Consider the following 13,191-nt stretch of genomic DNA (forward strand, 5'->3'; position numbering starts at 1 on the left):
TATTTAAGTTTTTTTGTCGAAACAAAAATATAGGATTCTGAGGGCTATTTAAAATTCCGACTTTCGGAGGCTAGTGAGTGTAGGTATATAATTAGATTTGATGGGCAAGAATATAATAACATTGAATTGGAAGACTTTGCTTATCCAGATATAGTTTTTAATGCGGCAAATAAGTTTTTAAGAAAAAAGGGATATAAATCGATTAAAAAGTTAGATCGGGCCAAAAGAACAAAACCTACTCATGACAAAAAACCCATTCTAGAATTTTTGACCGAGTTATCAAGTTTTAATAATGAGGATAAAACACCTATCGATTTTGAAAGTATGGGGGCAAAACTGTTTTTATCAAAAAAAATCTGTGAGGAGGTAAGAAGTACTGAGATTAAAGAGCATGATAGTTTATATCCTGAAGTAAAAAGGTTTCTGCTGGAAATCACCAGTGGCTAGTCGAGTAAGCTAGGGGAATTTCACCCCTAACTTCTCATACCACCCAGCGTACGGGTCTCGTACTGGGCGCTTCGTTAAATCATCAGGAAAAGTGAATCACGCTTGTTCGGCGTGATTTATTATCAACAACTACCACTCCCACAAACTCATGTTGGTACAACAATAATAGTGTTCAATTAAGTAATACTATTCGCAATTTTTATAGCTATTGCCAGTCATAAGCAAAGTCGATTATGATTCACAATCACGACTTTACTCACGCTAAGCTATCTGTATTTTTATTATTTTTAATTCGTTTTTTTCTATTCATACCAATGGATACAATCAACCTGAATTGAATGAATAAATACACTGCCCATAACGCACTATTCGCCATTATAGTAGTTCTACTTGTAGTTGTTGGTATTCTTTCAGTATGGTTATTCGCCGAATCAGATGCATTAGACAGACATGAGCGCATTCGTCATCAATCATTTATGCTGGCTGATGAATTAAAGCAAAGCTCAGATGATTTAACACGATTTTGCAGAACTTACACATTAACCGGCGATAGTATTTGGGAAACAAAATATTGGGAAACACTGGCAATCAGAAATGGGCGTATGCCACGAAAAAATGGCCGAACCATTTCGTTGCAGGACAGCATGCAGAAACTAGGCTTTGCTAAAGACGAGTTAGCACTGTTAAAAGAAGCCGAAGATAAATCAAATGAATTAGTCAGAACTGAGCAAATAGCTTTTAATGCTATGAAAGGTATTTTTGCCGACTCAAAACATCAATTCTCAATTACCTCTGTTCCGGATACCTTATATGCACAGCAATTATTGTTCGATAAAGACTACCATGAAAACAAGGAGCGTATTATGACGCCAATAACGAAATCTTTCAATTTGTTAGATTCTCGAACCAGGCAAAACGTTACGGATACAATAGTTAGAAAAGACAATATTCTGAAATCGATACTATTGCTTATCGTCATTATTGGGGCACTATCATTTTACGCCATATTAACACTCAGGAAACGAATCATTAAGCAATTACTCAAAGTAAATTTACTTAATACAGACCTTGATAATCAAGTTAGGAAACGTACTGGTGAATTAGAATTCGAAAAGGAGAACCTCACAAAATTAAATGAAGAGCTAAAAAAAGAGCGACTAAACTCTGAGCAAAACGAGCAGAACAACAAAATCCTGTTCGAAATACTTCCGATTGGTTTGGCCCTGGCAAAAATGACTGGTGAGTTAGTGTATATTAATAAAGCCTATACCGATATTATAGGTTATTCTGAAAAGGAAACACTTCAACTATCCTATTGGGACATTACCCCTGAAACATATGTCAAAGAGGAACAGCAACAGCTAGAAAGTCTTAATAAAACTGGTTTCTACGGACCTTACGAGAAAGAATACCGACATAAGTCAGGAGCACTAATACCCGTAAGGTTAAAAGGAAGAACAGTAGTTATTAATGGTGAAGCGTTCATTTGGTCGAGTGTTGAAAACATCAGCCAAAAAAAGAAAAAAGAAAAAGAATTACACCTGGCAAAAGAAAAAGCCGAAGAAAGTGAACGCTTAAAATCAGCCTTTCTGGCCAATATGAGTCATGAAATACGCACCCCGATGAACTCAATCATTGGTTTTACCGAATTGTTGAAAGTTAAAAACTTACAGGAAGAACAAAAAAACCAATACATTGAAATTATCAATTTCAGCGGGAACAAGCTGCTCAGTTTAATTTCGGATATTGTCGACATCTCAAAATTAGATGCCCGGCAATTGACACTATCGTATGGCGACTGTCACTTGAATAAATTAATTGACAACCTTCAGAAACAGTTTAAGATTTCAAACCTCAACAACAATTGTGAAGTAAAGACGAGCAAAGGCTTAAGCGACACTGTATGTAGCCTATCAACCGACGAGCTACGACTAACACAAATACTTTCGAACCTGTTAGAAAACGCCTTAAAATATACGGATAACGGACTGATCGAATTTGGTTATGCGATGAAGGAAAATATGCTTGAGTTTTTTGTAAAAGACAATGGCAAAGGCATTGCACCCGACGATTGCAAAATAATCTTTGACCGGTTTATCCAGGCTGAAAATAATCACCTGACTTCAGGTCCGGGAACCGGCTTAGGGCTTTCCATCGTGAAAAGCTTAACCGAACTATTGGGTGGTAAAGCATGGGTGAAATCTAGTTTAGGTAAAGGCTCTACCTTCTATTTCACAATTCCATACAAGAATACAAAATTGTAAAAGAGAGCCTTTAAGCAACAGAAGGTTATACTGACACAGGTGTAAATGCTGTTTTGTTAAAACCACTAAAAAACAAAAACGCCAGGCTCACAAACTAGTATTAATGACTATTTGCTGGCGTGGCGCTACGTCCTATTTGTTATTGTAATAGTGATATTATACCAATTTTATTTTGGAATGAGCTTTAATTTTTTCGAATATATTTTGCTTAGGCAAGGCGAAAAATTGAGGCATAGCCATAGCTACGGCGATATTTTTCAACGAAGCATAGGTAAAAAAGAACGAAAAAATAAGGCTCACTTCAATGTAATATTGGTATTACTTCACGCCCACGCCCCAATTCTTATTAGGCTTGGCTCCCATTTCAAATACCAATTCTCCGCCTTTCATCAAATCATCATGATGCAAATAACTTTGCTTATAAGGTTCACCGTTGAGTGTTGCTGATTGTATGTAAGCATTTGTCCTTCGAATTGTTATTGGCAATAACGGTAAAGGTTTTCCCCTCGCCCACATTAACAGCCACCTTGTTGAGTACCGGACTGCAAAGCTGATAAATTGAGTCACCAGGACAAGCCGGATAGAAACCCATAGCTCCGAAAACATACCATGATGATACCTGACCGCAATCGTCATTGCCGGACAAACCTTCTACATCATTAAAAAAGTATTTGGCCAACATATCGCGTACCACCTTTTGGGTTTTCCACGGTGCTCCAATGAAGTTGTACATATAGGGCGCATGCATCGAAAACTCATCGCCCACATAGTACATGTCTTTGGCAAAGAAATCGTCGAGTTTAAAGTATGAATTATTCATCGGAAAATGCTTAAGCGTATAGAGTATACAACAATCGAAATAAAAACACATAAATCCACCAATTTGAATTAATAGCACATATTTAATTAGTGAGTATTTATGATGTTTGTATTATCGAACAGAACAGCATTTGATTATCAATAATCACTATTCATGACAATAATAAATAAAGATAAACGACACCCTGCTCTTTGGATTCCAACCGTGTATTTTGCCATGGGGCTACCTTTTGCCTTAGTAAGTATGGCATCCGTTCTAATGTATGAAGATCTTGGCATTAGTGATGCCCGAATTACTTTCTGGACAGCATTAATTACTTTGCCCTGGACCTTCAAACCTTTTTGGAGTCCATTATTAGAAATGTTTAAAACCAAGAAACATTTTGTAATAATCACACAATGGATAACTGGTATTTCATTGATGTTTGTAGCATTCTCACTCCAATTACCATCCTTTTTTCAGTATTCAATTGCCTTCTTCGCCATATTAGCCTTTAGTGGAGCTACGCATGACATTGCCACCGATGGTGTGTATATCAATGCGCTATCGACTCAAGACCAGGCTAAGTACATTGGTTGGCAAGGCGCAGCTTATAATATTGCGAAATTCTTATCGATGTCGGGCTTTGCCTACCTCGCTGGTGAGTTAAGCAAAACAATGGGACCTGCTACCGCCTGGATGTGGGCCATGGCAGCCTGTGGTACTTTAATGATTGTATTGGGCTTTTATCATTTGAAAATGCTTCCTTCAGGAGGTACTGCCGATCATCAGGTTACTTCCTTAAAAGATGGATTCAATACATTATTCGAGGTCATCAGAACCTTTTTTCAGAAGAAGTTCATTATCTGGCACATTGTCTTTATCGTCCTTTATCGATTTGCCGAAGGATTGGCATTAAAAATAGTGCCTTTGTTTTTAAAAGCACCAATTGCCGATGGTGGATTAGGTTTTGACACCTCAACTGTGGCAGCTGTGTATGGAGCGGGAAGCATATCTTTCGTTGCCGGTTCGTTACTTGGAGGGTTTTTCATCTCTAAACTAGGATTAAAACGTTCACTTATATACCTGGCATTAGCCTTTAACATACCATTTGTCTGCTATTTCCTCTTGTCATTGTTCCGACCTGAGAATATCACCTGGGTCTATGCTTCTGTTTTAACAGAATGGTTTGGCTATGGATTTGGCTTTGTTGGATTGATACTTTTTATGATGCAGCAAATTGCGCCGGGTAAATACAAAATGGCTCATTATGCATTTGCTTCAGGCGTTATGAATCTGGGTATTATTCCTTCAGGAATGTACAGTGGCTGGATGAGTGATTGGCTGGGCTATAAAGTATTTTTCATTTGGGTATTGATTGCGACAATCCCGGCCCTATTAGCCGCTAAATTCGTACCTTTTATCTATCCCGATAAAGAAGAGTAGATGTAAGACAGAAGATTTAAGACACAAGACAATTTGCACAAGGTATTAATACAGTAAAACAGAAAATATCATTATCATGACACAAAATATAACTCCAATTCCTTGGGAAGAAAGGCCGGAAGGCAGTAATGAAGTAATGTGGCGCTATTCAAAAAACCCCATTATTGGTCGTTATGACATTCCATCATCCAACAGTATTTTTAACAGTGCGGTAGTACCTTTTAAAGATGGATATGCCGGCGTATTTCGCTGCGATAACAAAGCGGTGCAAATGAATATTTTTGCAGGCTTTAGCAAGGATGGTATTAATTGGGACATTAATCATGAGCCAATTGTAATGCAAGCAGGCAACACCGAGATGATTGACTCTGACTATAAATACGATCCACGCGTATGTTTCATTGAAGATCGTTATTGGATAACCTGGTGTAACGGCTACCACGGACCAACCATTGGCATTGCCTACACCTTTGATTTTAAAGAGTTTTTCCAGTGTGAGAATGCCTTTTTACCATTTAACCGCAACGGTGTCCTTTTTCCTGAGAAGATAAATGGGAAATACTGCATGATGAGCCGCCCAAGTGACAACGGACATACGCCTTTTGGTGATATTTATCTGAGTTACAGCCCGGATATGAAATACTGGGGCGAACATCGTTGTATGATGAAAGTAACACCTTTTGAGGACAGTGCCTGGCAATGTACTAAAATTGGTGCAGGGGCAGTGCCAATTAAAACCAAAGATGGTTGGCTGATTTTCTATCATGGCGTTATTAACACCTGTAATGGTTTCCGTTATTCAATGGGTGCTGCCTTGTTGGATTTGGAACAGCCCGATAAAGTCCTTTATCGTACTCAACCATATTTGTTGGCTCCAGCCGAGTTATACGAATTAACTGGTGATGTGCCTAACGTTGTTTTCCCTTGTGCTGCTTTAAACGATGATGAGAAGGTAGTAGTTTATTATGGTGCTGCCGATACAGTTGTTGGTGTGGCTTTTGGCTATATAAATGAGGTTATTGATTTTATAAAGAAAAACTCGTTGTAGAGAATAGTAAAAGACTTAAGACTCTAGAATTTCAGGATTGCGTTCGTATCTATCTTGTTTTTCTGAGGCCCATTGTTTGGCATCATTCCTAAATCTGCTAATGTCCATTCATGGCTATGACTAAAGCATCCGTTGGATTTAAAACTAGATTCATATCCTTCTTGCCACGATGGATTTTGATTATCCGAACTTATCTTTAACATACCAAAAGGCATCCACGCCCCTGATGCAATCATCCAGCACGAATGTCCTGTTCTCATCTTGGTATCAACACATTCTGCTGGTGTAAGAACGCTGATTTATAATCACTACTAAAAAAACGCCTGATATTCAGCAGAACATCAGGCATCTATCCTTTAATTTAACTTTACAGTTTTATTTTCTACTACGTTCATTCTTTCGTCGAAAATTAGGATTTTGTGAGCCGCGCTTTTTATTACGGTTAGCAAAAAACTCTTGCTTTTTGCGTTGTTTCTCTTTTTCAAACTCCTTTTTCTCCTCTTTATTCATTGGCTTATCAGATTGAGGAAACGGATTATCGCTAACCACTTCAATCTGTTTCTTAATAAGCTTCTCAATGTCTTTTACATAGACATTTTCTTCCGGCTCACAAATGGCAATGGCTACCCCATCTTCTCCTGCCCGGCCACAACGTCCGATACGATGCACATAAGTTTCAGGTTCGTTAGGTACATCATAATTAATAACGTAGCGCAGCTTGTCAATATCAATACCGCGAGCTGCAATATCGGTCGCCACTAAAACACGTATTTTTCCCTGCTTAAAAGCTTTTAGTGCTTTTTGACGTTGATTTTGGCTTTTCTCACCATGTATAGCAGCGCTTTCTATATGTTTGTGTTTTAAGTTACGCACTATTCTATCGGCACCATGTTTGGTTCTCGAAAAGAGTAAAACCTGATCAATTTCCTTATCCTTCAGAATATGAAGTAGTAGATTTTTTTTAGTGTCTTTATTGGTTTTATATAAATACTGCTTGATGGTTTCGGCAGTTGACGAGACCGGATTGACAGTTACCTTTTGAGGTTGCTTCAATATTTGCTGCGACAGAGTCAAAATCTTTGGTGGCATGGTTGCCGAAAAGAATAATGATTGGCGCTCCTCAGGCAATTTAGTAAGCAGTTTTTTAATGTCGTGGATAAAGCCCATATCGAGCATTCGATCTGCTTCATCCAATACAAAATACTTAACATCCTGCAAACTAATATATCCCTGATCCATTAAATCCAGCAGTCGACCAGGCGTAGCTACTAAAACATCAACACCGCCTCGTATCGTTCTTACTTGTGGGTTTTGAGGTACTCCACCAAAAATAACAGCCGTTTTAACATTGGTATATTTTCCATATGTTGTAAAGCTTTCGCCAATCTGAATGGCCAATTCACGGGTTGGTGTTACAACCAGTGATAGTATTTTTCGTTTCCCTCTGGAATTGTGACCTATTAGATGTTGAATAATTGGAATGGCGAATGCAGCAGTTTTACCTGTTCCTGTTTGTGCACTTCCCAAAACATCTTCTCTCTTAAGAACCAAAGGAATAGCCCTTGCCTGTATAGCGGTAGGTACTGAATAGTTTTCATCCCTTAAAGCCTTTAGTATAGAAGGATTTAGTTTTAAATCTTCAAACGTCATAATTTGTTTTCCTATGATTTATACTGTTTTGACGGAATGTTATCTTTGGGAAGAACAAGGTATTTTCTTGCTGATTGCTTATTTTATCGTTGCGAAGTAATCTTAATATCAACTGCTAATGCCCAATTATCAAATTTCGTCTTTTACACTCAATACCTGAATGCGAGTGCAAAAGTACTCAAAATAATTAAGAGCCTATGAATTTAATTTTCATTGGAACATTGCCACACCGTAGATGAGGCATTGATTTTGCCGTCAATTGATAGATTCTGATGGCAAAATCTCATTTTTTTAATAAAAGCAGCTCAATTTTATTAAATACATTCAATTTTTAAGGAAAAATTTATAGTTTAGTGAAAATTAAATATAACTCAAATATGAATAAACAAGAATTAGTTTCAGCTATTGCTGAAAAAGCTGGTATTACAAAAGCAGATGCAGAAAAGGCAATCAACGCCTTTGTTGATACAACTAAAGAAACTTTAGCTAAGAAAGAAAGCATCCAGTTAATTGGATTTGGTACATTTTCAGTTTCTGAACGTGCAGCCAGAACAGGTCGTAACCCTCAAACAGGAAAAGAAATTCAAATAGCTGCTAAGAATGTTGCTAAATTTAAGGCTGGAAAAGCTTTAGACGAAAGCATTAACTAAGAATTTCGATAAGAAATAATAAGAGGTTACCTTAAGGGGTAACCTCTTTTTTTTGCTATTATTTCTCATTTTCGATGAGATATTAAAAACGTTCCTCCTATACCATAGATAGATAAACTGAAAACAACAGTAGCTACAGTAATACCAATTTTGTCCAAAATAGTTTTATCAATTGGACTATTCGCCCAAACCTGACTTCATTCTGACACAATTAAGAATACTAAATTCGTAATCGTCTCGATACCTTGAAGCAAGAGACGCAAGCAAAAAAATTTAAGGCTGCTTTTTACGGCTATTTCGATGCTCTTCCATAATTTATCTATCAATAAAACCCTTTTAAACAAACCTTTTAAAACATTTAACAAACGCGAATTAGCACATATAAAAGTAAATTTCACCTTTATTTTTACTTAAAAGTAAATTTTACTTTTATATTTGTTGCTGTTATGCAAACAAATACTTACGAACAATATCAAGAAAACAAACGCTTTGTGGCTGTTGACTGTGTGGTTTTTGGCTATGAAGATGATAAATTAAAGCTATTAGTTTTTCAGCGTGCTATTGAGCCAGCCAAAGGGGAATGGTCATTAGTAGGCGGATGGACAAACAAAGAGGAATCGACAGAAGACGCTGCCAGACGCGTACTTCAAAAATGGACCGGACTTCAGGATGTTTATCTCGAACAAGTCCACACTTTTTCGGACCCCAATAGAGATCCTGGCGGAAGTGTTATTACAGTTGAGTATTATGCCTTGATAAAAATCGATGATAAAACATCGAATCTAATTAAAGATTATGGAGCGAAGTGGTATACGCTTGATGAGTTGCCTCCATTGATTTTTGACCATGACATTTTAGTTGAGAAAGCGCTTGAAAAACTAAGGTTACGTTCGAGCTATGAAATAATTGGACGCAAACTACTACCTGAAAAATTTACGCTTACCCGACTAAGAAATATATATGACCAAATTTTCATGCGAAAATTCGATCCGGGTAATTTCAGAAAAAAAATATTGTCGCTAAAAGTTCTTGAACGACTGGAAGAGAAAGATATGTCGGAGTCAAGAAAAGGCGCTTTCTACTTTAAGTTTAAGCCTAAAAAAGAAGGCGAATTCAGCGACCCGATTTTTAAACGATCAATATAAAATAACTAACTGCACAAAATACATTATGGAACAATTTGAATTTACCGAACATTCACATCGTCGTTACAATGCATTAACAGGCGATTGGGTTTTAGTATCTCCCCATCGAACTAAGCGACCATGGCAAGGCAAGGTTGAGAAACCAGCCATTGAAGAACGTCCAAAGTATGATGAAAAATGCTATTTATGTCCGGGCAATGAAAGAGCCGGAGGACATGATAATCCCGACTATAAAGATGTTTTTGTTTTTCAAAACGACTTTAGTGCTTTAGTTCCTGATATTCCTGAAGGAAATTATACCAAAGGCGATCTGTTCAGAGCTGAGAGCGAAAGAGGATTTTGTAAGGTCATTTGTTTCTCGCCTCGTCACGATTTAACCATCCCTGAGATGGAAGTCGAGAATATTAAAAAAGTGGTTGATCTGTGGTGCGAGCAGTACAAGGAAATTGGTTCTCTGGACTATATAAAGCATGTTCAGATATTTGAAAACAAAGGTGACATTATGGGGTGTAGCAACCCTCACCCCCATGGTCAGATTTGGGGACAGTATTCTGTTCCTGTTGAACCTGCTAAAGAATCTATCAAGCAGAAAGAGTACTTCGACAAGCATGGTAAAACATTGTTGGAAGACTATGTGGCAGATGAGTTAGAATCAGGTGAACGAATTTTAGTTGAAAACGACCATTTTGTTGCTTTAGTTCCATTTTGGGCCACATGGCCTTTTGAAACCATGATTGTAAGTAAGCGAGCGGTATCAAACCTGACTCAGTTAACTGATGATGAACGTGCTGCCTTAGCTGATGCTTATAAGAAATTGACGGTTATGTATGATAACCTGTTTGAGGTTTCATTCCCATATTCAGCAGGTATCCACCAAGCTCCAACGGATGGAGAAGAACATCCTGAGTGGCATCTGCACATGCATTTTTACCCACCATTATTGCGTTCTGCAACGGTTAAGAAATTTATGGTAGGTTATGAAATGATGGCCAATGCACAACGTGATATCACAGCAGAGCAAGCGGCACAACGTTTACGTGATTTACCAAAGGTTCATTACAAAGCAAAGTAAATAATATACAGCTGGAAACTGCGAACTGGTTTCCGGCCAATTTTATAATAACACTTAATTCAGTTTAGATATGCAAATAACAAGTTTAGTTGAAAAGATTAACGGAGGAAACAATCCGTTTTTTAAAGAAATTTATGGTACTGATGAATCAGTTTTAAAAGAACAAGCAGACCGTTACATCAAGTATATGAATGAGTTCAAAAGCATCTATGAAACAGAAGATGTAATGCTTTTAAGCTCTCCTGGCCGTACTGAGGTTGGTGGTAACCACACTGATCACCAGTTGGGTCGTGTATTGGCAGGTGCTGTTAATCTTGATAACATAGCTATTGCTGCCCCTAACGGAACCAATAAAGTTCGCATTACTTCAGTAGGATTTGACCCGTTTGAAGTTGACTTAAGCGAATTAGAAGTGACTGAGTTCAAATTAACACCAGGTAACATTGTTCGCACCATCGCTAAAGAGATCAAAGCTTTAGGTCTTGAAATCAAAGGTTTTGACGCTGTTATACATGGCTGTGTTCCTGAAGGTTCAGGCTTAAGCTCTTCAGCTTCTTTCGAAGTATTGATTGGCGCCATTTTCAGCAACTTATTCAACGATGGAAAGTTAGATCCGGTTGACAATGCTAAAATCGGCCAGAAAGCAGAGCATGCCTGTAAGAAATTCTGTGGTTTAATGGACCAGACAGCTTGTGCTGTAGGTGGCTTCATCACTATCGATTTTGCTGATAAAGCAAACCCAGTGGTTAAAGCCTTGGATTTTGACTTTGCAACAACAGGCTATTCATTAGTGATTACCAATACAGGTGGTAGCCATGGCGGATTAGATGAAGAGTATAATGCTTTACCAGGTGAGATGAAATCTGTTGCTCAGGAGCTTGGCCAGGAAGTACTACGTCCTTTATCAATGGAAGATGTTGTAAAAGGTATTCCTGCTATTCGCGAAAAAGTAGGTGATCGTGCCTTATTACGTTCTATCCACTTCCAGGCAGATAACTCTAGGGTAGTATACCAGGTAGATGCTTTGGAATCAGGCAAATTCGACAAATTCTTAGAATTAGTTGTTGAATCAGGTTTCAGTTCTTACATGTACAACCAGAATATTTTTGTTGGTGGCGAAACCAAGCATCAAAATGTGGCATTAGCACTAGCACTATCTGAGTTAGTATTAAAATGTAAAGGTGCATGGCGTGTTCACGGTGGTGGATTTGCCGGAACTATCCAGGCATTCGTACCAAATGACTTATTGGAGGACTATATTTCAACCTTAGAATCAGTATTCGGTAAAGGTAACTGTCACAAGTTATTTATCCGTTCGAAAGGTGCTGTACAAGTTGAATTATAATATTAACCAAAGGCATGTGAGTCATTACATGCCTTTATATTTTTGTAAAATATGAAAGCATCTGATGTTTTTAAATTAAAGAATAAAAATGGTGTTGAAGTAATATTTATTGCCCGTGGTGGCCAAATCACCGGCATTAAAGTACCCAACAATAAAGGAGAAATAGCCGATGTGGTAATTGGCTATGAAACCACTGAAGGCGCATTAGCCGGAGATGCCTATTTTGGAGCTCTATGTGGCCGATATGCCAATCGTATTGTAAATGGTCAGTTCGAATTAAATGGTGAGAAATACCAATTAGATATCAATAATGGACCAAATCACTTACATGGTGGAAGTGACGGCTTTAACCTTCGCACATGGGAAGTTGAAGAGGTACAGCTTCCTCAATTTGCTCAGTCATATAAGTTAACATTAGTAAGCCCCGATGGTGACCAGAATTACCCGGGTGAGTTAACAACACTTGTTACTTATGGCTTAACAGAAGACAATGAGTTTGTGATTGAATATGATGCCGTATCAACAAAAGATACCATTATTAACTTAACGTCACATGCTTATTTCAACCTTGAAGGCGCAGGAACCGGAACAGTTGCTGAGCACGAATTATTGATTAATGCCGATAAATTCACACCTATTGATGGTGAAATTGGCACGGTAACAGGTGAAATAGCTGAGGTAAAAGACACAGCAATGGATTTTACTACAGCCAAATCTATTGGTGAGACATTAAGCGCTGATTGTCCGCAGGTAAAACTTGTAGATGGTATTGATCACAATTTTGTAATTAATGGTTATGATGGCTCGCTTAAGCTGGCTGCTCGTCTTGAGCACAAAGCTGCAGGCCGTACTATGGAAGTGTATACAGATCAACCAGGTGTTCAAATTTATACTGGTAGTCATTTTGACAGTTCGGAAAAAGGAAAATTAGGTGCGCCTATTGAAAAATGGGCCGGCGTTGCATTAGAAACGCAAATTTTCCCGGATTCACCAAATAAAGAGCATTTTCCAGATGCAATATTAAAAGCAGAAGAGCACTACAAACACATCTGTGTTTACAAGTTTTTATAGTAGTTTGTATTAAAAAGAAGGGAGCTATTTCTATTTTAGAAGTAGCTCTCTTTTTTTATACATCTATTTATAGTTGACGTTCAATTTCATACTTCTCACAAGCTGATCCTTTGGGATCTATATGATGCATTTGATTTAACTTAACTCCAAGTTAAAAAAGACCTTAGTAAATGTTCGATTTGGAGTTACCCCATAATACAGATGCCTATCTCATGGATTTCTTAGTTAACAAGGGTTTGCAGGGAATGCTAAGT

13 protein-coding genes are annotated in these 13,191 nt (G+C 37.8%); 9 read left to right on the plus strand and 4 right to left on the minus strand.

The features are described 5' to 3' along the window. Window positions 1-126 precede the first annotated feature (126 nt). Both JIV24_RS20990 and JIV24_RS20995 read left to right on the plus strand, forming a co-directional pair. The gene (locus JIV24_RS20990) at window positions 127-447 is read left to right on the plus strand and encodes a hypothetical protein (RefSeq protein ID WP_200467051.1); all 321 of its coding nucleotides are present in this window, start codon (window positions 127-129) and stop codon (window positions 445-447) included. A 338-nt stretch (window positions 448-785) separates the two neighbouring features. After that, window positions 786-2,711: a PAS domain-containing sensor histidine kinase gene (locus tag JIV24_RS20995; protein ID WP_200467052.1), complete on the plus strand. Its 1,926-nt coding sequence runs from the start codon at window positions 786-788 to the stop codon at window positions 2,709-2,711. 318 nt (window positions 2,712-3,029) lie between these two features. Here JIV24_RS20995 and JIV24_RS22895 read toward each other — a convergent pair whose 3' ends face one another. Beyond that, window positions 3,030-3,227: a glycoside hydrolase domain-containing protein gene (locus tag JIV24_RS22895; RefSeq protein WP_353890334.1), complete on the minus strand. Its 198-nt coding sequence runs from the start codon at window positions 3,225-3,227 to the stop codon at window positions 3,030-3,032. Next, window positions 3,139-3,531 (minus strand): glycoside hydrolase domain-containing protein, encoded by a 393-nt coding sequence (locus JIV24_RS21005; RefSeq protein WP_200467054.1) that lies wholly within the window; start codon window positions 3,529-3,531, stop codon window positions 3,139-3,141. Before JIV24_RS21005 ends, JIV24_RS22895 begins: the two co-directional genes overlap by 89 nt. 153 nt (window positions 3,532-3,684) lie before the next feature. On the opposite strand from JIV24_RS21005, the gene JIV24_RS21010 reads away from it, so the two are divergent. Both JIV24_RS21010 and JIV24_RS21015 read left to right on the plus strand, forming a co-directional pair. Next, window positions 3,685-4,956, plus strand: a complete 1,272-nt coding sequence (locus tag JIV24_RS21010) for an MFS transporter (RefSeq protein ID WP_200467055.1) — start codon at window positions 3,685-3,687, stop codon at window positions 4,954-4,956. A 76-nt stretch (window positions 4,957-5,032) separates the two neighbouring features. Next, window positions 5,033-6,004, plus strand: coding sequence for a glycoside hydrolase family 130 protein (locus JIV24_RS21015; protein WP_200467056.1), 972 nt, complete (start codon window positions 5,033-5,035; stop codon window positions 6,002-6,004). 23 nt (window positions 6,005-6,027) lie between these two features. Here the strand turns inward: JIV24_RS21015 and JIV24_RS21020 are convergent, their stop codons facing one another. Next, a complete protein-coding gene (locus JIV24_RS21020) occupies window positions 6,028-6,264 on the minus strand; it encodes a hypothetical protein (protein WP_200467057.1) in 237 nt (78 codons plus the stop codon). 115 nt (window positions 6,265-6,379) lie between these two features. After that, window positions 6,380-7,654, minus strand: coding sequence for a DEAD/DEAH box helicase (locus JIV24_RS21025; RefSeq protein WP_200467058.1), 1,275 nt, complete (start codon window positions 7,652-7,654; stop codon window positions 6,380-6,382). A 353-nt stretch (window positions 7,655-8,007) separates the two neighbouring features. On the opposite strand from JIV24_RS21025, the gene JIV24_RS21030 reads away from it, so the two are divergent. The 5 genes from JIV24_RS21030 (at window position 8,008) to JIV24_RS21050 (ending at window position 12,937) form a co-directional block, all read left to right on the plus strand. Beyond that, window positions 8,008-8,304 (plus strand): HU family DNA-binding protein, encoded by a 297-nt coding sequence (locus JIV24_RS21030; RefSeq protein ID WP_430817998.1) that lies wholly within the window; start codon window positions 8,008-8,010, stop codon window positions 8,302-8,304. Window positions 8,305-8,750: 446 nt separating this feature from the next. After that, window positions 8,751-9,449: an NUDIX hydrolase gene (locus JIV24_RS21035; protein WP_200467060.1), complete on the plus strand. Its 699-nt coding sequence runs from the start codon at window positions 8,751-8,753 to the stop codon at window positions 9,447-9,449. A 25-nt stretch (window positions 9,450-9,474) separates the two neighbouring features. After that, window positions 9,475-10,521, plus strand: coding sequence for a UDP-glucose--hexose-1-phosphate uridylyltransferase (locus JIV24_RS21040; RefSeq protein ID WP_200467061.1), 1,047 nt, complete (start codon window positions 9,475-9,477; stop codon window positions 10,519-10,521). A gap of 70 nt (window positions 10,522-10,591) precedes the next feature. Next, complete coding sequence (locus JIV24_RS21045) at window positions 10,592-11,866, plus strand: galactokinase (RefSeq protein WP_200467062.1); 1,275 nt, start codon at window positions 10,592-10,594, stop codon at window positions 11,864-11,866. 51 nt (window positions 11,867-11,917) lie between these two features. Continuing rightward, entirely contained in the window at window positions 11,918-12,937 is a 1,020-nt protein-coding gene (locus JIV24_RS21050) for an aldose epimerase family protein (protein WP_200467063.1), read from the plus strand. Window positions 12,938-13,191 lie beyond the last annotated feature (254 nt).

Origin of the sequence: Carboxylicivirga marina (assembly GCF_016612505.1) — a bacterium.
Classification (GTDB): domain Bacteria; phylum Bacteroidota; class Bacteroidia; order Bacteroidales; family Marinilabiliaceae; genus Carboxylicivirga; species Carboxylicivirga marina.